Genomic DNA, 18,484 nt, shown 5'->3' with positions numbered 1-18,484 from the left:
GGTCAGTCGAGGAGCCGCTCGCGCAGCCGTTCCCGGGTCCCGGGGGTCAGCTTGAGCCCCTGCTCCAGGTAGGCGTCGACGCCGCCCCAGTTCTCCTCGATGGTCTCCAGCGCCGCGGCCAGGTACTCGGCACGCGCGTCGAACAGGGGGCTGAGCAGCTCCATGACCTCGGGGGAGTAGCCGGCCGAGGACGAGTCGCTGCGGCGCACCTTGTAACGGCGGTGCGTGGCGTTGGACTCCAGGTAGTCGGCGAGGATCGCCTCGCGCTCCACCCCCAGGGCCAGCAGCGTCACGGCGATGGACAGGCCGGCGCGGTCCTTGCCCGCCGCGCAGTGCATCAGGACGGGGACACCGTCCTCGGCCAGCGAGTGCAGCACCCGGGAGTGCTCGTCCGTCCGTTCCTTGACGATGGTGCGGTACGACATGATCATCCGGTGGGCGGCCTTGCCCTCGCCGAGGATCGCGCGCAGCTGCTCGATCTCGCCGTCGCGGACCATCTTCCAGAACTCGGAGCCGTCCGCCGGGTCCGACAGCGGCAGGTTCACATTGCGCACGCCGGGCAGCTCGACGTCCGGGCCCTCCAGCTTCTGGTCCGCCGCGTTGCGGAAGTCGAAGATCGTGTGCAGCTTCAGGGAGGACAGGAACGCCGCGTCCTCGTCGGTGGCGTGCGCCAGGTGACCGCTGCGGAACAGCACGCCGTGGCGCACCCGCCGCCCGTCGGCGGTCGGCAGCCCGCCGACGTCACGGAAGTTGCGCACTCCGGCCAGTTCGGGCTCGGTCGACGGGACCTGCTGCGTCAAGGGGGGCTCCTCCCGCTGGACCCGTCGGCGTGGCTCGGCGGGTGGCCGACGGGATGCGCTGTCGACGATACGACATCGGTTCCAGGGGGACCGTGTTGCCCACAGCCCCAAGGGTCGATGCGCCGATCGTCCTTCTGTATCACCTCTGAGAGATATGACCGAAATAAACCCTTCGCGCCAAGTCGCCCCGGAGTAAAGGTGACTGAGTGACGGGCGCGTGAGCAGGGTCATATCGGTGACCGTGCGTGGTACGTCATGTTCACGCAATCAGTGCGCTTTTTTGGGGGGATGTGAAGCGAGAGGGTGGTGAATTCACGGAGGGTAATCGGGATCTCTCGTAACGGATCAAGCAAATCGGGCAGATCCGGAAGAGGGCGCTTGTCCCCTTGCGGCGGGCTCGCCTACGTTCCAGACCGATCCGGACGGACGCCTAATCCTGCCGCCGCCCGGTGTCCGCACACTCACCCGTGCACGGCAGGAGCGGGGGACCCACAGGCTCGACCGCCTGGTCCCGTCACCGGAACAGGCTAGGGGTTCAGCCGCGCCGCGAGCGCGGCCGGACATCTCCAGTCCGCACCCGACAGCTCACCTCGTAGGCGCCGGAGAGGAAATCGCCATGCCCGCGAAGGGTAAGCACCGCCGTCCCAAGACCCTGCGTCTCACCCGCTCATTCGCCGTCGCCGGAACCGGCGGCGCCGCGCTCGCCCTCCCGCTGCTGGGAGCCACCGGTGCGCACGCGGCGACGCCGCAGTCCGCCGCCCAGTCGGTTCCCGGCACGGCCGTGCAGTCCGTCCCGGCGAGCGGCCAGAAGACCGCCGAGCAGACTGCCGGGCAGAGCACGGACGTCCGTACCTACACGGTGGTCGCCGGCGACTACCTCGCGAAGATCGCCGACGCGCAGCACGTCGACGGCGGCTGGCACCGGCTCTACCAGGACAACCGGGCGGCCGTCGGGGCCGATCCGTCGCTGATCCACCCCGGTCTGAAGCTCAGCATCGGCGCGGCTGCCGTGACGGGCGGGGGTGCTCGGTCCGCCACCCCGCAGGCCGACGCGCCCAAGTCCCCGTCGGCGGAGTCCTCCTCGGCGCAGTCCGCGTCCACGGAGTCCTCGTCCGCGCAGTCCTCCGCGTCGAAGCCCGCCGCCCCGCAGGCCGCCGCGCCGCAGGCCACCGCCAGCGGCTTCGTGCTCCCGGTCGCCGGCGCCCCGATCGGCACCGCGTACCACGTGGCGGGCAGCATGTGGGCCAGCGGCCACCACACCGGCGTCGACTTCGTCGTCCCGACCGGCACCCCGCTCAAGGCCGTCGGCGCGGGCACCGTCGTCTCGGCCGGCTGGGGAGGCGCGTACGGCAACCAGGTCGTCATCCGGCTCGCCGACGGCCACTACGCGCAGTACGCCCACCTGTCCCAGCTCTCCGTCTCGGCCGGCCAGGCCGTGACCGCGGGTCAGCAGGTCGGCCTCTCGGGCGCGACCGGCAATGTGACCGGCCCGCACCTGCACTTCGAGATCCGCACCACGCCGGACTACGGCTCCGACATCGACCCGATCGCCTACCTCCGGGCGCACGGCGTCGCCGTCTGACCCGCGGGCCGTCCGACCGACGGGCCGCCGCCTGACAGCCGGGCCGTCCGAACGACGGGCTGTGCGGCTGACGGACTGTCCGACCGACAGGCCGTCTCCCGCGCGCGTCTCCGCCGTCGAAGGCCGGACCCCCACCCCGGGGTCCGGCCTTCGGCGCGTCCGGGTGCGGGCACTGCGTCGACGTCCCGGATCGCACGCTTATTCCCTGATTGGGCAACTCTTTAGGAGTGGCTTATCTCACCGTCCGTCAACCCATGGCTACGGTCGCGTAGGTCACATTCGAAGGTGAATCATGAGCCGATGTGGCAGACGATTCGAAGAGTGACAGCAGAGCAGTGATCGGGTCGTACGTAGCGGTGGGGGACAGCTTCACCGAGGGCGTCGGCGACCCCGGCCCCGACGGGGCGTTCGTCGGCTGGGCCGACCGGTTCGCGGTACTCCTGGCGGACCGGCAGCCCGAGGGCGACTTCCAGTACACCAATCTCGCGGTACGCGGAAAGCTCCTCGACCAGATCGTGGAGGACCAGCTTCCGCAGGCCGTCCGACTCGCGCCGGACCTGGTCTCCTTCTGTGCCGGCGGCAACGACATCCTCCGGCCCGGGACCGATCCCGACGAGGTGGCGGAGCGGTTCGAGCGCGCGATCGCCGCGCTGACCGCCGTATCCGGCACGGTCATGGTGACGACCGGCTTCGACACCCGCGGTGTTCCCCTGCTCAAGCACCTGCGCGGGAAGATCGCGACCTACAACGGGCACGTCCGGGCCGTCGCCGACCGGTACGGCTGCCCGGTGCTGGACCTGTGGTCCCTCAAGTCCGTCCAGGACCGCAGGGCCTGGGACGACGACCGGCTCCACCTCTCGCCCGAGGGACACACGCGGGTGGCGCTGCGCGCGGGCCAGACCCTCGGCGTGGAGGTCCCGGCCGACCCCGAGCAGCCCTGGCCGGCGCTGCCGCCGCGCGGCACCCTCGAAGTACGGCGCGACGACGTCCACTGGGCGCGTGAGTACCTGGTCCCGTGGATCGGCCGACGGCTGCGCGGGGAGTCCTCGGGCGACCACGTGACCGCCAAGGGCGCGCTGTCCCCGGAGGACATCAAGGAACGGATCGCGTCCGTGGCCTGAGCGGCCGACGGACCCGGGCGCGGGGCCGGTCCTCCGGCCGGCTCCGCGTCTACGCCGTCAACGCCTCCCGCGCGAGCCCCAGTTCCCGGGCGAGCGCCTCGTCCACCCACTCCTGCGCGCGGGCCCGCGAGACGGCACCGGGGTACGACGTCAGCTGCACGGCGAGCCCGTCGAGCAGCGCCGTCAGACGCAGCGCGGTGGCCGCGGGGTCCGGGCACTCGAACTCCCCGGCGGCCACACCGTCCGCGACGACCTCGGCGAGCGCCGCCTTCCACCGCCGGTCGAGGTCGCGCGTGACGTTCTGCAGCGCGGGCTCGCGAAGCGCCGCCGCCCAGCCCTCGATCCATAGCCGCCAGCCCTTGGCCTGCCCCGTGGGGGCGTACCAGCGCACGGCCGAGCGCAGCCGCCGCAGCGCGGTCGTCCGGCGGCCGAGCAGCTTGCGCAACCGGGCCAGGTCCTCCTCGGCCGCGTAGGTGAAGGCGGCGGCGACCAGCTTCTCCTTGGTCGAGAAGTGGTAGAGCACCAGCGCGTTGCTCACCCCGAGTGCCGAGGCCACGTCGGCGATCCTGACCGCCGCCACGCCCCGCGCCTCGATCTGCTGCACGGCGGCCCGCAGCAACTCCTCGCGCCGCTCCGCCACGTTCAACCGCACTCTCGCCACCCGGTCACCCTAGTGCCGCACCCCGGCTGCCGGTACGGCGAAGTGATCCGTACGAAACGGGTCCGGGCGCGGGACGGCCGTCGCCGGTGACGGGTGCCACGGCTGCCCGCGGGGCGGACGGGAACGTACGGCCGGGCACCGGCGTTGTGGCAGGAGCCGACCATAATGAAGCGTCCTGACTCCCCCTGGAGGTGCCGTGCCCGGTTCCCGTTCCTCGAGCCTCGGGCTCCGCTCGTTGCAGCCCGCGGCCTTCGGCGCGGACCCGAGCGGCGGGCGCATGGCGCGCATCCGCAGATCGCCCCACTTCAAGGACGGGGTGTTCCAGAATCCCGGCGGCCCGTCCCGGATCCGGCCCTCGGGCTCCGCCGCCTCCCTCGCGAAGGTCTACTTCGACCGGGAGGCCAAGTCGCACCGCGCCCCGAGCGGCACGATCCCGGTGCACGCCACCACCCTCGCCGACCTCGCCCGGCCGCCCGCCTCCGGACTGCGGCTCACCTGGATGGGACACTCCAGCGTGCTCGCCGAGATCGACGGCCGACGGGTGCTGTTCGACCCCGTCTGGGGGGAGCGCTGCTCGCCGTTCGCCTTCGCCGGTCCCAAGCGGCTGCACCCGGTGCCCCTGCCGCTGGCCGCGCTCGGCCCGGTCGACGTCGTCGTCATCTCCCACGACCACTACGACCACCTCGACATGCCCACGATCAAGGCGCTGGCGGGCACGGACACCCTGTTCGCCGTGCCGCTCGGGGTCGGCGAGCACCTCGAACACTGGGGTGTGGCGGCCGACCGGCTGCGCGAGCTGGACTGGCACGAGTCGACCCGGATCGGCGGCCTCACCCTGACCGCCACCCCCGCGCGCCACTTCTGCGGCCGTGGGCTGCGCAACACCCAGCACACGCTGTGGGCTTCCTGGGTGGTGGCCGGCGAGGAACACCGGATCTACCACAGCGGTGACACGGGCTACTTCGACGGATTCCGGGACATCGGTGCGGAACACGGCCCGTTCCACGCCACAATGATCCAGATCGGTGCTTACTCGGACTTCTGGCCCGACATCCATATGACTCCGGAGGAGGGGGTCCAGGCCCACCTCGACCTCCAGTCCGGTGACCCGGCGGCCGGCGTGATGCTGCCCATCCACTGGGCGACCTTCAATCTGGCGCCGCACCCGTGGGCCGAGCCGGGCGAGGGCACGATGCGGGCCCTGCACAAGGCCGGAGCGAACCTGGCGGCCCCGGTGGCCGGCGAGCCGTTCGAGCCGACCGTGGCGGCGCCCTCGGCACCGTGGTGGCGTGCCGTCGCCAAGCCGCCGACCGGGGGCTGGCCCACATGGCCGCCGGTGGCGTCGGCCGGACCGGAACCGGCCTTCGCGGGGGAGTAGGGGGCGATCCGTCCGGGGCCGGACCATGCGCGGCCCCGTTTCCTCTCGTGCTCCGTCGGCACCCGTGCGCGGTCGGGCGGATGCGCGGTCGGGCGGCGACGGTTCTCGCCCTTTCGGCATCACCGAGCCTTTCGACATCACCGACGGTGACTGTTTCTGATCGGTTGAGACCAACTTCTTACTGCCGGGTTCTCTTCGTGTTCCCCCTGGGGGAGGGGGGTCCGGTGGGTTTATCGGTCTTTCGTGCGAGGCCTCATACCAGAGCGGGATGCTCCCCGTGGGACTTTGCCAACTGCCCACCGCACCTGTCGCAAGCGCGACTACTGTGAGTGTCCGCCGGGCGACGCAGGGCCGAATTCTTCGACTCTCCCGACCGGCATCGCGATGGCGCATGCCCGAGCTGCGCACCACGCGTGAGCAACCAGGCTCAGGCTCGACGGACCAGCACGAGGACACCGATGTCTCACCTCCGCGCACCGGCCGCACGCGCAGACCGCCGTGACGGCGGCGGGCGGCACGGGCGGCCGGTCGCCCGCCCCGCCGTCCCGCTGCCCGAGGCCCACATACGGCCGCAACTCCTGCGGCTCGCCGTGCTGCCGCCCATCGCGGTCGCCCTCAGCGCGTGCGCGGCGATCCTGGTCACCGCCCGCTCCGCCGGGGCCGGACAGGGCATCACCCTGTGGGCGGTGCTGACCGGCGCCCTCGCGGTCACCGTCGCCGGGATCCTGATCGCCGCCGTCGCCGCCGACCGTGCCGCCCGGTCCGTGACCGACCGGATCGCCGCGCTGCGCCGCAGCAGCGCCCGCGGCGAGGCCGATCTGCGCGCCGTGGTCGAGGCGTTACGACGCGGCGAGAACGCGCCCCGGCGCAAGCCGCGCGGCGGCCCGGCCAAGGACGCGGACGAGTTCGAACTTCTCGCCGCGGACCTGGCCCGCGCGCACGACGGCGCCGTCACCGCCGTCGTGCAGGCCGCCCAGCTCTCCAGCCAGACGGGCAGCGAACAGAAGCTGGAGGTCTTCCTGAACCTGGCCCGGCGGCTCCAGTCGCTGGTGCACCGGGAGATCTCCATCCTCGACGAGCTGGAGAACCAGATCGAGGACCCCGACCTGCTCAAGGGCCTCTTCCACGTCGACCACCTCGCCACCCGCATCCGCCGTCACGCCGAGAACCTCGCCGTGCTCGGCGGGGCGGTCTCGCGCCGGCAGTGGAGCAACCCGGTGTCCATGACCGAGGTGCTGCGCTCCGCGATCGCCGAGGTCGAGCAGTACTCAAGGGTCAAGCTCGTCCCGCCGGTCGACGGCGAGCTGCGTGGTCACGCTGTCGCCGACGTCATCCACCTGCTGGCCGAACTCGTCGAGAACGCCACGGTGTTCTCCGCCCCGCACACCCAGGTGCTGATGCGCGCCAACCTCGTCACCTCCGGGCTCGCCGTCGAGGTGGAGGACCGCGGGCTCGGCATGCCCGCCGAGGAGCAGAGCAGGATGAACGACCTGCTCGCCGACCCCGACCAGGTCAATGTCGCCCGGCTGCTCGCCGACGGCCGGATCGGGCTCTTCGTCGTCTCCCAGCTCGCGCGCCGACACGGCATCAGGGTCCGCCTCCAGACCAACATCTACGGCGGGGTGCAGGCCGTCCTGGTCGTGCCGCAGGGGCTGCTCGGTACGGCGCCGGGTGGCGTCGTCGGGGCCGTCGCCGTGCCCCGGCCGGCGGATCCGGCGGCCGGTCCCGCCGGACCGCAGCAGTCCGGGACCGGATCCGCCCCGGAGCCCGGACGGCACCTCGCGCCCGCCGCACCGGCCGTCCCGACCGGCCGACGGCGTCGGCAGCAGCGTGACGACGACCGCGGCACCGTCGTTCCCGCCGCCCTCGACGGGAGCGCGCGGACCGGGAACGGCGCGGGCTCCGCGGGTTCCACGGGTTCCACGGGTTCCGCCTCGACCGCGTCAGGTGTCAGCGGTCCGGTCCCCGTGCCGGGCCGTCGCGGCCCGATCCCGATCCCGGGCGGTACCGGGTTCGGGTACCCGGCCGACGGGACGAGCGGCGACGGACCGGCCCGCACCGGGAACGGCGACGGACCGGCCCGCACGGCGAGCGGACCATCCCTCACAGGGAACGGATCAGCGCTCACCCGCAACGGCGGCGGACCGGCTTCCGGGTCGGGCCGCGGCGGGGCGTCCCCCGTGGCGAACGGCACCGATCCGCGTACGAAGGCGAACGGCGCCGCGGCCCTCCGGTCGGGGAGCGGCACAGGCCCGGCGGCACCCGCCGACGGCACGGGCACCGGTACGCGGCCGGAGGCGGCCGGAGCCGTTCCGCGGCCGGCCGGGATCCGCGCTCTGCCGCAGGGCACCGCGGGTCCGGGCGTGCCGGCGCGCACCGGCGAACCGGACCGGCCGCCGGGCGGAGTCGGTGGCGCAGACGACGGCGGAACGTCCGGCGGCCACGGCGAGCTGCCGGCCCCGCGCAGCACGCCCGACGCCTCCCTGCCGCTCGGGGGCGCGCCCGCTCCCCTGCCGGTGCGCGGCCCCCGGGGGGAACGGTCCAACCCCGCCGCGGCCGTGCCCGGGATCAGGCCCGAGGAACGCCGGACCGTCGCGGAGAGCACGCAAGGGCTGCCCACCCCGCGCAGCGGCGCGGTGCGCGGCACCATGGGCAAGCCCCGGCTGCCCCGCCGGCGCGCCCAGGAGCACATCGCCCCCCAGCTGCGCGGCGGGCCCGCGCCCCGCCAGGACTCCGAACACGTCGCCGCGCACGACCCGGGCCTGATGGCCGCGTTCCAGCGTGGCGTCGGCCTGGCCGAGGCCCAGCAGAGCCTGGAGGCGGCCGCACCCCCCGGCGCGTCCCTCTCCGACGTACAGCTCGTACCGAACGACGTACACCTCGCGCCGACGCCGACGCCGACGCCGACGCCGCCCGCCGTCGTCGTACCGACGCCCGCTGCCGCCGAACCGGCGCCGCCCGCCGTCGTCGTACCGACGTCCTTCCTGGACAAGGCACGTATAGCCCGCGCGCAGCCCGCGACGCCGTCCGCCCCCGAGGCATCCGGCGCGCGCGACAGCCGGTCCGCGCCCGGACCCGACCAGCACCCCGCCCGGCACGACGGGAGCGCGCCTGCCGGATGACCACCGCACCCCCCACAGCTCCCGCCGACCTTCGTACCCCAAGGAGTCGATCCACCATGGCGAGCGATGTGCCGACCAGTCATTCGTCCGATCTCGACTGGCTGATGAGCGGCCTCGTGCAGCGCGTCCCGCACACCACCAGTGCGGTCCTGCTCTCCTGCGACGGACTCGTGAAGTCCGTCCACGGCCTGGACCACGACAGCGCCGACCACATGGCCGCCCTGGCCTCCGGTCTGTACTCCCTCGGGCGCAGCGCCGGTGCGCGCTTCGGCGACGGCGGTGACGTACGGCAGGTGGTCGTCGAACTCGACGCGAACCTGCTGTTCGTGACCACCGCCGGCTCCGGCACCTGCCTCGCGGTGCTGGCCGGCCGCGAGGCCGACGCCGCGGTGCTCGGTTACGAGATGGCCATGCTGGTCAAGAGCGTCCGCCCGTACCTGGTGACGGCGCCCCGGCAGCATGCCGCCGACCCCCCGGTGATGAGGCGTTGAGCGTGGCGGCGGCCGGCGACGGGCCCTGGCTCGACGACGCGGCCGGACGGCTGGTGCGGCCCTTCACCGTCAGCAACGGCCGCACCAGGCCCACCATCGCGCTCGACCTCATCTCGCAGGTGCGGGCCACCGGGGTCACCCCGCTCGGGTACCTCGGTCCGGAGCACGCACAGGCCCTCGCCCTCTCCCGCGCGCCCGTCTCGGTCGCCGAGGTGTCCGCCCATCTGAAGCTGCCGGCGGCAGTCACCAAGGTGCTGCTGTCCGACCTGGTCGATTGCGGGGTACTGACCACCAAACCTCCCGAATTCCACCACAACCCCACCGACCGGGCCCTTCTGGAGGCAGTGCTCGATGGACTACGACGACAGCTCTGAGTACGAGAACGGCCCCATGCCCTTCCCCACCGCGCTGAAGATCCTGGTGGCGGGCGGTTTCGGGGTCGGCAAGACGACCTTTGTCGGCACGGTGAGCGAGATCGCCCCGCTCAGCACGGAGGAGCTGCTGACCACCGTCAGCGCCACGACCGACAATCTCGACGGCATCGAGAACAAGGTCGAGACGACCGTGGCGATGGACTTCGGCCGCATCACGCTCGACCCGCAGCACGTCCTCTACCTGTTCGGCACGCCCGGACAGGAGCGGTTCTGGTTCATGTGGGACGAGCTCTCCGAGGGCGCGCTCGGCGCGGTCATCCTGGCCGACACCCGCCGCCTGGAGGAGTGCTTCGCCGCCGTCGACTTCTTCGAGGAACGCGGTCTCGGCTTCATCGTGGCGGTCAACGAGTTCGACGGCGCCCACCGCTACGCCTCCGAGGAGGTCCGCGCGGCCCTCGACCTCGGTCCCGGGATCCCCGTGGTGCGCTGCGACGCCCGTATCTCCGCCTCGGGCGTCCAGACCCTGCTGACCCTCGTACGCCACCTCATCGCCCATGCCCCGGCGGCCCCCGAGCCCAGCCGTGGCGTCCACCTGTGATCCTCGACCCGCCCACGGAGCCCGCGATCCCCGCACCCGTCCACGGAGCCCGCACATGACCCGCACCCACCCGGAGCCGGCCCGCACCCGCCCGGCCCTCGCGTGCCCGGCCGGAGGCCGGCCATGAGCTACGGCCCACCGCGTCCGGCGGGCCGGCTGCTGCTCACCCCCGAGGACAAGGAGGCGCCCGCCCGCGCGCTGCGGCTGCGGAGGCTGGGGCTGGGGGAGCGGCCCGAGCCCGAGCTCGACGCCTTCGCGGACCGGCTCGCCCACCTCACCGGGGCCCCGTACGCCATGGTCAACTTCATCGACGAGGAGCGGCAGTACTTCGCCGGGCTGCACCTTCCGGGAGCTCCTGCGCCCGCACCCCCCGGCCGGCCCGAGGTGGGCCGCTGGCTGCCCCGCGACCACGGGTACTGCCCCCATGTCGTCGTCCGGCGCAAGGCGCTGGTCCTGGAGGACGTCCGCGACTACCCGCGGTTCGCGGGCAACCCGATCGTCTACGACTACGGCATCCACTCCTATCTCGGCGCCCCGCTCGTCGCCGCCGGCGGGATGGTGCTGGGCACGGTGTGCGTGGCCGACGCCACGCCCCGGCCCTGGGGGAGGACCGGCCTGGAGACCATCAAGTCGACGGCCGCCGAGCTCACGGCACGCATCGAACGGAGCGAGGCGGACGGCCTCCCGCTCTGAGCCGACCCGGGGACGGACGGGCTGAGCCGACCGGGGGACGGACGGGCTGGGCCGACCGGGGGACACGGGGGACTGCGCCGACCGGGGGACGGACCGGGCCGGGCGGGCCCGGGCCTGGCGGGCGCGGCGCACCGGTGTGAAGCAGAGCTGTGGCGCCGCTTAAGAAAACCTCGATGGACCACGGCACCGCGATACGGCAGATTGCTAGGCGATTCCACTGCTCTCCCCGGCTGCGGGCGTCCTCGGCATGCCCGCGGCAGGGATCTCACCCACAGGAGCCGTACCGTTGAAGGCGCTGGTCAAGCAGAACGCGGAGCCCGGACTGTGGCTCATGGACGTCCCCGAGCCCGAGATCGGTCCCGGTGACGTTCTGATCAAGGTCCTGCGGACCGGTATCTGCGGCACCGACCTGCACATCCGGGCCTGGGACGGCTGGGCGCAGCAGGCCATCCGCACCCCGCTCGTGGTCGGGCACGAGTTCGTCGGCGAGGTCGTCGCCACCGGCCGTGACGTCGCGGACATCAACGAGGGCGACCGGGTCAGCGGCGAGGGCCACCTGGTCTGCGGCAAGTGCCGCAACTGCCTGGCCGGGCGCCGCCACCTGTGCCGCGCGACGGTCGGGCTCGGGGTCGGCCGTGACGGCGCCTTCGCCGAGTACGTGGCCCTGCCCGCCTCCAACGTCTGGGTGCACCGCGTCCCGGTCGACCTCGACGTCGCCGCGATCTTCGACCCGTTCGGCAACGCCGTGCACACCGCGCTGTCGTTCCCGCTGGTCGGCGAGGACGTGCTGATCACCGGTGCCGGCCCGATCGGCCTGATGGCCGCGGCCGTGGCCCGGCACGCCGGCGCCCGCAACGTCGTCGTCACGGACGTCAGCGAGGAGCGCCTGGAACTGGCCCGCAAGATCGGCGCGAGTCTCGCGCTGAACGTCTCCGACGCCACCATCGCCGACGGCCAGCGCATCCTCGGCCTGCGCGAGGGCTTCGACATCGGCCTGGAGATGTCCGGGCGCGGCGAGGCCCTGCGCGACATGATCGCCAACATGACGCACGGCGGCCGGATCGCCATGCTCGGCCTGCCGGCCCAGGAGTTCCCGGTCGACTGGGCCCGGATCGTCACCTCGATGATCACCATCAAGGGCATCTACGGCCGCGAAATGTTCGAGACCTGGTACGCGATGTCGGTCCTGCTGGAGGGCGGCCTCGACCTGTCCCCCGTGATCACCGGCCGGTACGGGTACCGCGACTTCGAGGCGGCGTTCGCCGACGCGGCGAGCGGCCGCGGCGGCAAGGTCATCCTCGACTGGACCGCGTAGCCGCAAGTCACCCGCCACTTCCTAGGAGCTTTCGATGTTCGACTCCGTGCGCGACGACCTGCGCGCCACCCTCGACGAGATCCGCGCCGCCGGTCTGCACAAGCCCGAGCGCGTGATCGGCACCCCGCAGTCCGCGACCGTCGCCGTCACCGCGGGCGGCCGCCCCGGCGAGGTCCTCAACTTCTGCGCGAACAACTACCTCGGCCTCGCCGACCACCCCGAGGTCGTCGCCGCCGCCCACGAGGCCCTCGACCGCTGGGGCTACGGCATGGCCTCGGTGCGCTTCATCTGCGGTACGCAGGAGGTGCACAAGGAGCTGGAGGCGCGCCTGTCGGCGTTCCTCGGCCAGGAGGACACGATCCTGTACTCCTCCTGCTTCGACGCCAACGGCGGTGTCTTCGAGACGCTGCTCGGCGCCGAGGACGCGGTGATCTCCGACGCCCTCAACCACGCCTCGATCATCGACGGCATCCGGCTGTCCAAGGCCCGCCGGTTCCGTTACGCCAACCGCGACATGGCGGACCTGGAGCGGCAGCTCAAGGAGGCCGGCGAGGGCGGTGCGCGCCGCAAGCTCATCGTCACCGACGGCGTCTTCTCCATGGACGGCTACGTGGCGCCGCTGGACGAGATCTGCGACCTCGCCGAGCGCTACGACGCCATGGTCATGGTCGACGACTCCCACGCGGTCGGCTTCGTCGGCCCCGGCGGCCGCGGCACGCCCGAGCTGCACGGCGTGATGGACCGTGTGGACATCATCACCGGCACGCTCGGCAAGGCCCTCGGCGGCGCCTCCGGCGGCTATGTCGCCGCCCGCGCGGAGATCGTCGCGCTGCTGCGCCAGCGGTCCCGTCCGTACCTCTTCTCCAACACCCTGGCCCCGGTGATCGCGGCCGCCTCCCTGAAGGTCCTCGACCTGCTGGAGTCCGCGGACGACCTGCGGGTGCGGCTGCGGGAGAACACCGCGCTGTTCCGCTCCCGGATGACCGAGGAGGGCTTCGACGTCCTGCCCGGCGACCACGCCATCGCGCCGGTGATGATCGGCGACGCCGCGCGGGCCGCACGGCTGGCCGAACTGCTGCTGGAGCGCGGGGTGTACGTGATCGGCTTCTCGTACCCGGTCGTCCCGCAGGGCCAGGCCCGTATCCGCGTCCAGCTGTCCGCCGCGCACTCCACGGACGACGTCGACCGCGCGGTCGACGCCTTCGTCGCGGCCCGCGCCGAGCTGGAGGCCTGAGCCGGGGCACCGGGACCGAGGCCGATCAGGCGGAACGGGAAACCTCGTTCCGTTTGAGAGAATCGGTCCCATGATCGAAGCGCGGCGGCTCCACATCCTCCGTGCGGTGGCCGACCACCGTACGGTCACGGCGGCGGCCGCCGCGCTGTACCTCACCCCCTCCGCGGTCTCCCAGCAGCTCACCGCGCTGGAGCAGGAGACCGGCCACCGCCTGGTCGAGCGGAGCGCGAAAGGGGTACGGCTGACCCAGGCCGGCGAGATCCTGCTCGGCCACACCAACGCGGTGCTCGCCCAGCTGGAGCGCGCGGAGGCGGAACTCGCCGCCTACGGTTCGGGCGAGGCCGGCACGGTCACCGTCGCGGCCTTCGCCACCGGCATCGCCCAGGTCGTCGCGCCCGCGGTGGCCCGGCTCGCCGTCTCGGCGCCCGGCATCCGCATCCGGGTCCAGGACGCGGAGGGCGACGCCAGCCTCCCGATGGTGCTGGACCGGCAGGTGGACGTCGCCGTGGCGGTCGAGTACCGCGGGGCCCCGTCGGCCGACGACCCGCGGCTGACCCATGTCCCGCTGTACGCCGAGCCCTTCGACGCGGTCGTCCCGGTCGCCCACCGGCTCGCCGACACCGTCGAGGTCCCGCTCGCCGAGCTGGCCAAGGACCCCTGGATCGGCCCCTACCCCGGCAACCCCTGCCATGACGTGGTCGTCATGGCCTGCGAGAACGCCGGTTTCCAGCCCCGCCTCGAGCACTCCTCGGACGACTTCCGCGCGGTGGTGGCGCTGGCCTCGGCCGACGCCGGTGTGGCCCTGGTGCCCCGGTCGGCGCTGCGCGGCATGGACCTGAGCGGTGTGGTCGTCCGCCCGGTCGACGGGGTGGCCCCTACCCGCCGGGTCTTCGCGGCCGTACGCAGAGGAGCCGAGGGGCATCCGCTCATCCGGCCGGTGCTGGACGCGCTGGCCGAAGCCGCCCGGCACTGAAGCCGGGCGCGGCCCGGTGGTGGCTGGGGCCGTCTTTGGAACTTCATCCCGTTCTGTGATTGATCGTCGTAATTTGCGGCCCAGGTTTACGCGATCTTCCGTCCCGAATTTGGGATTGATTCTCTGATCTGGGATACGCTTCCCGGTGTGAAACAGGAACTGGACGTGACCGGACCGGGTGACGGGCGCGACGTCGATGCCCGCCCCGACGACCGACTGGACATCCGGCTCGGTGCTCGGCTGGCCGAGCTGCGTGCCGGGCGCGGGTGGTCGCTGGGGGAGGCGGCGGAGCGCAGCGGGGTCAGCCGCTCCACCCTGTCCCGCGCCGAGCGGGCCGAGATCAGCCCCACCGCCGCGCAGCTCAACCGACTGTGCGCCGCCTACGGGCGGACCATGTCCCAGCTGCTCAGCGAGGTGGAGGCGGAGCCCGCCGGGCTCGTGCGGGCGGCCGAGCAACCGGTGTGGGAGGACCGGGCCTCCGGGTTCGTACGGCGGTCCGTGTCGCCGCCGCAGGCCGGACTGCGCGGTGAACTGGTCGAGGGACGCCTCACGGCGGGCGCCGACATCGCCTACGACCGGCCGCCCGTGCCCGGCCTGGAACAGCACATCTGGGTGCTCGAAGGGACCCTGGAGGTGACCGCCCAGGACGTGGTCCACCGGCTCGACGCCGGTGACTGTCTGCGGCTGCGGGTGTGGGGGCCGACGCGGTTCCGGTGCCCCCAGGACGCGGACGTGCGGTACGTGCTGGCGGTGGTGCTGCCGTGACCGCGACCACGACCCGGCTCGACGCACCCCGGCTGCTCGCCGCCGTCCCGGAGCTGGCCGGCCTGCTCGCCGACACCGTGCACGGCGGCGCCTCGATCGGCTTCCTGGCACCGCTCGACCGTACGGACGCGATCGCCTGGTGGCGCGGGCGGGCCGAGGCGGTCGCCTCCGGACAGCTCGCGGTGTGGGTGGCACGGGACGCGGGGCGCGTGCTCGGCACCGTCACCCTGGCCTTCGCCGACAAGCCCAACAGCCGGCACCGCGCCGAACTCGTGAAACTGATGGTGCACCGGGACGCCCGCGGCCGGGGTCTCGGGCGCGCCCTGCTCGCCACCGCCGAGCAGGCGGCCGCCGAAGCCGGCATCACCCTGCTGCACCTCGACACGGAGACCGACAGCCCCGCCGAACGCCTCTACCGCTCCGCGGGCTGGACCAGGGCAGGGGTGATCCCCGACTACGCGGCGAGTCCGGACGGGGTGCTGCGGCCGACCACCCTCTACTACAAGCACGTGGGTGCAACGCTCCACGCGGGCTGACTGTCGGTGGCAGCGGCTACGGTGCCACTCATGCCGGATGCCGAAGACGTACGCCGTATCGCCCTCTCCCTGCCGGACACCACGGAGAAGACCGCCTGGAACATGCCCACCTTCCGGGTCGCGGGGAAGATGTTCGCCACGCTGCCCGAGGACGAGACCTCCATGGCCGTGCGCTGCCCGAAGGAGGAGCGCGAGGAACTGGTCCTGGCCGAGCCCGGGAAGTTCTGGATCGCCGGCCACGAGGCGCAGTTCGCCTGGGTGCGGACCCGGCTGTCCGCGCTGGAGGACGAGGAGGAGCTGCGGGACATCCTCGCCGACTCCTGGCGCCAGGCCGCGTCTTCCCGGCTGCTGGAGGAGCACCCGGACCTCGGGCGTCCCACCGACTGAAAACCCGTGGGCGTCGCCGGTGCCGCGTGGCATGATCCGTCGGCGGAAGCGGGGGCGGGGCGGAACCGGCCCGGATGGGCCAAGTCCCGCGGCACCCGTAGGTCGTCGGGGAGGGTGCAGCAGCGGATGACCGGGACACCGCCGTCGGAAGAGACGACAGGGGCGACAGGGGCGAGCGAGACGGCCGTGCGGGGGTACGGCAAGACATCGCCGGGGGGCCGGAAGGGGCTGTTCCGGTCGCGGGACTTCGCCCTGTTCTTCGTCGGCCGTGCCGTCGCCCGGCTGGGCGACACCATGCTGCCGGTCGCCCTCGCCGCGGGCCTGCTCCAGCACGGGTACGGCGCCGGCGCGGTCGGCCTCGCCATGGCAGCGACGGCCGCCGCCTTCGCCGGGCTGGTCGTGTTCGGCGGGGTCTTCGCCGACCGCTTCGACACCCGTAGCCTCATGATCGGCGCCGATCTGGTGCGCCTGGGCACCCAGGCCCTGGCCGCCTGCCTGTTCTTCACCGGCCATGTGGTGCTCTGGGAGATCTGCCTGATCGGCTTCGTCAACGGCGTGGCCGCCGCCGTGTTCCAGCCCGGTGTCGCCAGCACCGTGCCCCGGCTGGCCGCCGACGTCCAGGGCGCGAACGGCGCCATACGCGTCGCCGAGTCCGCCGCCCAGCTCGCCGGCCCGGCCCTGGCCGGACTGCTCGTCGGCTTCGCCTCGCCGGGCGCGGTGTTCGCCGTCCACGCCGCCACCTACGCGGTCAGCGCCCTGTGCCTGCTGCTGCTCCGCCTGCCCCCGCTCACCCCGGCCGCCGCCGCGCGGTCCCAGACGTCCACCGCCGGCTTCAGGAGCGATCTGGTCGAGGGCTGGCGGGAGTTCCGGGCCCGCACCTGGCTGTGGGGCGTGATCGCCGTCTGGTGCCTGTACATGGTCGCGGTATGGGGTCCGACCGTGCCGCTGGTGGCGACGGAGGTGGTGCAGCAGCACGGCCCGCGCGCCTACGGCCTGGTCAACTCCGCCCTCGGCGCCGGTACGGTCGTCGGCGGACTCCTCGCCCTGCGGCTGCGCCCCCGCCGGATGCTGCGGGCCGGTGCGCTCGCCCTGTTCGGCTTCGCCGCGTTCCCGTGGGCGGTCGGCTCCGGTCTCGGGATACCGGCCATGGCGGCCTGCGCCGCCGTCGCCGGGGCGGGCATGTCCTTCTGGGGCGTGATGTGGGCGACCAGTGTGCAGACCCAGGTCCCGTCCGACGTCCTCAACCGCATCCACGCGTACGACGTCGCCGGCTCGCTCGCCATGATGCCCGTCGGGCAGGCGCTGGCCGGCCCCGCGGCGTCGCTGCTCGGGGCGGGCCGGGTGCTGCTGGTCTCCGCTGCGGTCAGCCTCGTCGTCCCCGTGGCCCTGCTCGCGGTCCCCGCGATCCGCGGTCTGATCCGTGCCGACGCCCCCGCGACGAGGCAGACGTCGGCGCCCGCACCGGCCGACCGCGCCCCCGTACGCCCCGAGTGCGGCTGACCGGCGCCCGGGCACCGCGGCTCAGCCGCGTACCGCCGCCCGTCCGCCGGCCAGGAAGCCGGTGATCCGCTCCCGGAGCGAGTGCGGGTCCAGTCCGTGCGCGGCAACGTGCTCCGCCATGGTCCCGTAGCGCCGCAGCTCCCGTCGGCCCACGCCCAGGCCCAGGACCCGGTGGGACACATCGGCCAGGGCGTCGTTGGCGGCCGCCGTCGAGGTGCCCGCCAGATACGGTTCGACCAGGACCACCTCCGCCGCCGCCCCCTCGGCGGCCCGCCGCAGCGCGGCCGCGTCGAAGGGCCGTACGGTCGCGGCGTACAGCACGGTGACGTCGAGGCCCTCGGTGGCGGTCAGCACGGCGTCGAGCATGGGCCCGACGGCGACGACCACACCCCGGCGGCCCTCACGCACGGTGTGCGCCCGCCGCCCGTCGACCGGCAGGGCCCGGGCGTTGGCCTGCACGGACAGCCGTACGTACACCTTGTCGTCGTCCGCGGCCACGGCGTGCCGCAGCAGGGTCTCGGCCTCGTCGGGGTGTCCCGGCACGTGCACGGTCCAGCCGTCCAGGGTGTCCAGCAGCGCCACGTCGCCGGGAGCCATGTGGGTGTACCCGCCCGCGGGCCAGTCGAAGGACGCGGCGGCGCTCACCAGCACCGCGCCGACGTCCTGGTGCCCGAGGTCCAGCTTGATCTGCTCGAAGGGGCGCTCGACGAGGAAGCTGGCGAACGTGTGCAGCACCGGGCGCAGGCCGGTCAGCGCCAGACCGGCGCCCGCGCCGATCAGCAGCTGTTCCCGGATGCCCACGTTGATCACCCGGTCCGGGTGTCGACGGGCCGCCGCCGCGAAGCCGTCCGTGCCGATCTCGGCGAGGACGACCGCGACCCGCGGATCCTCGTCGAGCAGCCGGGAGACGACGGGGGCGAAGCGGTCGCGCATGGTGTCCATGGGTGCCTCGGT

Annotated in this window: 18 protein-coding genes and 1 riboswitch; of the genes, 15 read left to right on the top strand and 3 right to left on the bottom strand. The window is 73.3% G+C overall.

What is annotated here, in order from left to right:
• Positions 1 to 2 precede the first annotated feature (2 nt).
• Complete coding sequence (locus ABT085_RS11865; protein WP_351604939.1) at positions 3 to 800, bottom strand: tyrosine-protein phosphatase; 798 nt, start codon at positions 798 to 800, stop codon at positions 3 to 5.
• Positions 801 to 1,252: 452 nt separating this feature from the next.
• Positions 1,253 to 1,414: riboswitch (cyclic di-AMP (ydaO/yuaA leader) on the top strand.
• 2 nt (positions 1,415 to 1,416) lie between these two features.
• Here ABT085_RS11865 and ABT085_RS11860 point away from each other — a divergent pair.
• Both ABT085_RS11860 and ABT085_RS11855 read left to right on the top strand, forming a co-directional pair.
• Positions 1,417 to 2,382, top strand: coding sequence for a M23 family metallopeptidase (locus tag ABT085_RS11860; protein WP_351604936.1), 966 nt, complete (start codon positions 1,417 to 1,419; stop codon positions 2,380 to 2,382).
• A 335-nt stretch (positions 2,383 to 2,717) separates the two neighbouring features.
• Positions 2,718 to 3,503, top strand: a complete 786-nt coding sequence (locus tag ABT085_RS11855; RefSeq protein WP_351604949.1) for an SGNH/GDSL hydrolase family protein — start codon at positions 2,718 to 2,720, stop codon at positions 3,501 to 3,503.
• A gap of 49 nt (positions 3,504 to 3,552) precedes the next feature.
• Here the strand turns inward: ABT085_RS11855 and ABT085_RS11850 are convergent, their stop codons facing one another.
• Positions 3,553 to 4,164 (bottom strand): TetR/AcrR family transcriptional regulator, encoded by a 612-nt coding sequence (locus ABT085_RS11850; protein WP_351604933.1) that lies wholly within the window; start codon positions 4,162 to 4,164, stop codon positions 3,553 to 3,555.
• Between the two features lie 196 nt (positions 4,165 to 4,360).
• Between ABT085_RS11850 and ABT085_RS11845 the strand changes: the two genes are divergently transcribed.
• The 13 genes from ABT085_RS11845 (at position 4,361) to ABT085_RS11785 (ending at position 17,530) form a co-directional block, all read left to right on the top strand.
• Positions 4,361 to 5,542, top strand: a complete 1,182-nt coding sequence (locus ABT085_RS11845) for an MBL fold metallo-hydrolase (protein ID WP_351604930.1) — start codon at positions 4,361 to 4,363, stop codon at positions 5,540 to 5,542.
• A 458-nt stretch (positions 5,543 to 6,000) separates the two neighbouring features.
• The gene (locus tag ABT085_RS11840) at positions 6,001 to 8,664 is read left to right on the top strand and encodes a sensor histidine kinase (RefSeq protein WP_351604927.1); all 2,664 of its coding nucleotides are present in this window, start codon (positions 6,001 to 6,003) and stop codon (positions 8,662 to 8,664) included.
• Between the two features lie 56 nt (positions 8,665 to 8,720).
• Positions 8,721 to 9,155, top strand: a complete 435-nt coding sequence (locus ABT085_RS11835) for a roadblock/LC7 domain-containing protein (protein WP_351604924.1) — start codon at positions 8,721 to 8,723, stop codon at positions 9,153 to 9,155.
• A gap of 2 nt (positions 9,156 to 9,157) precedes the next feature.
• Positions 9,158 to 9,529, top strand: a complete 372-nt coding sequence (locus tag ABT085_RS11830; RefSeq protein WP_351604946.1) for a DUF742 domain-containing protein — start codon at positions 9,158 to 9,160, stop codon at positions 9,527 to 9,529.
• Entirely contained in the window at positions 9,507 to 10,127 is a 621-nt protein-coding gene (locus ABT085_RS11825) for a GTP-binding protein (RefSeq protein WP_351604921.1), read from the top strand. The genes ABT085_RS11830 and ABT085_RS11825 overlap by 23 nt, the downstream gene beginning before the upstream one ends.
• 123 nt (positions 10,128 to 10,250) lie before the next feature.
• Positions 10,251 to 10,820, top strand: coding sequence for a GAF domain-containing protein (locus ABT085_RS11820; protein WP_351604914.1), 570 nt, complete (start codon positions 10,251 to 10,253; stop codon positions 10,818 to 10,820).
• Between the two features lie 286 nt (positions 10,821 to 11,106).
• On the top strand, positions 11,107 to 12,135 hold the full coding sequence (gene tdh, locus ABT085_RS11815) for an L-threonine 3-dehydrogenase (protein ID WP_351604911.1): 1,029 nt from the start codon (positions 11,107 to 11,109) through the stop codon (positions 12,133 to 12,135).
• 34 nt (positions 12,136 to 12,169) lie between these two features.
• The gene (locus ABT085_RS11810; RefSeq protein WP_351604908.1) at positions 12,170 to 13,369 is read left to right on the top strand and encodes a glycine C-acetyltransferase; all 1,200 of its coding nucleotides are present in this window, start codon (positions 12,170 to 12,172) and stop codon (positions 13,367 to 13,369) included.
• 70 nt (positions 13,370 to 13,439) lie between these two features.
• Positions 13,440 to 14,342: a LysR family transcriptional regulator gene (locus tag ABT085_RS11805; RefSeq protein WP_351604905.1), complete on the top strand. Its 903-nt coding sequence runs from the start codon at positions 13,440 to 13,442 to the stop codon at positions 14,340 to 14,342.
• A 165-nt stretch (positions 14,343 to 14,507) separates the two neighbouring features.
• Positions 14,508 to 15,107 (top strand): helix-turn-helix domain-containing protein, encoded by a 600-nt coding sequence (locus ABT085_RS11800; RefSeq protein ID WP_351604943.1) that lies wholly within the window; start codon positions 14,508 to 14,510, stop codon positions 15,105 to 15,107.
• Positions 15,104 to 15,643, top strand: coding sequence for a GNAT family N-acetyltransferase (locus tag ABT085_RS11795; protein WP_351604902.1), 540 nt, complete (start codon positions 15,104 to 15,106; stop codon positions 15,641 to 15,643). The genes ABT085_RS11800 and ABT085_RS11795 overlap by 4 nt, the downstream gene beginning before the upstream one ends.
• Before the next feature lie 30 nt (positions 15,644 to 15,673).
• The gene (locus tag ABT085_RS11790) at positions 15,674 to 16,030 is read left to right on the top strand and encodes an MmcQ/YjbR family DNA-binding protein (protein WP_351604899.1); all 357 of its coding nucleotides are present in this window, start codon (positions 15,674 to 15,676) and stop codon (positions 16,028 to 16,030) included.
• Positions 16,031 to 16,156: 126 nt separating this feature from the next.
• Positions 16,157 to 17,530, top strand: a complete 1,374-nt coding sequence (locus ABT085_RS11785) for an MFS transporter (protein WP_351604896.1) — start codon at positions 16,157 to 16,159, stop codon at positions 17,528 to 17,530.
• Positions 17,531 to 17,551: 21 nt separating this feature from the next.
• Here ABT085_RS11785 and ABT085_RS11780 read toward each other — a convergent pair whose 3' ends face one another.
• On the bottom strand, positions 17,552 to 18,472 hold the full coding sequence (locus tag ABT085_RS11780) for a transketolase family protein (RefSeq protein ID WP_351604893.1): 921 nt from the start codon (positions 18,470 to 18,472) through the stop codon (positions 17,552 to 17,554).
• Positions 18,473 to 18,484: the final 12 nt, after the last annotated feature.

Origin of the sequence: Streptomyces sp. NPDC002265, assembly GCF_040296125.1 — a bacterium.
Lineage (GTDB): Bacteria > Actinomycetota > Actinomycetes > Streptomycetales > Streptomycetaceae > Streptomyces.
This window is presented reverse-complemented; position numbering and strand designations above follow the sequence as displayed.

Bases quoted from the DNA above. Each gene is read 5' to 3' on its own strand.
- ABT085_RS11860 (WP_351604936.1), top strand. From the start codon at position 1,417: ATGCCCGCGAAGGGTAAGCACCGCCGTCCCAAGACCCTGCGTCTCACC.
- ABT085_RS11840 (WP_351604927.1), top strand. From the start codon at position 6,001: ATGTCTCACCTCCGCGCACCGGCCGCACGCGCAGACCGCCGTGACGGC.
- ABT085_RS11835 (WP_351604924.1), top strand. From the start codon at position 8,721: ATGGCGAGCGATGTGCCGACCAGTCATTCGTCCGATCTCGACTGGCTG.
- ABT085_RS11825 (WP_351604921.1), top strand. From the start codon at position 9,507: ATGGACTACGACGACAGCTCTGAGTACGAGAACGGCCCCATGCCCTTC.
- ABT085_RS11820 (WP_351604914.1), top strand. From the start codon at position 10,251: ATGAGCTACGGCCCACCGCGTCCGGCGGGCCGGCTGCTGCTCACCCCC.
- ABT085_RS11810 (WP_351604908.1), top strand. From the start codon at position 12,170: ATGTTCGACTCCGTGCGCGACGACCTGCGCGCCACCCTCGACGAGATC.
- ABT085_RS11805 (WP_351604905.1), top strand. From the start codon at position 13,440: ATGATCGAAGCGCGGCGGCTCCACATCCTCCGTGCGGTGGCCGACCAC.
- ABT085_RS11790 (WP_351604899.1), top strand. From the start codon at position 15,674: ATGCCGGATGCCGAAGACGTACGCCGTATCGCCCTCTCCCTGCCGGAC.
- ABT085_RS11785 (WP_351604896.1), top strand. From the start codon at position 16,157: ATGACCGGGACACCGCCGTCGGAAGAGACGACAGGGGCGACAGGGGCG.
- ABT085_RS11780 (WP_351604893.1), bottom strand. From the start codon at position 18,472: ATGGACACCATGCGCGACCGCTTCGCCCCCGTCGTCTCCCGGCTGCTC.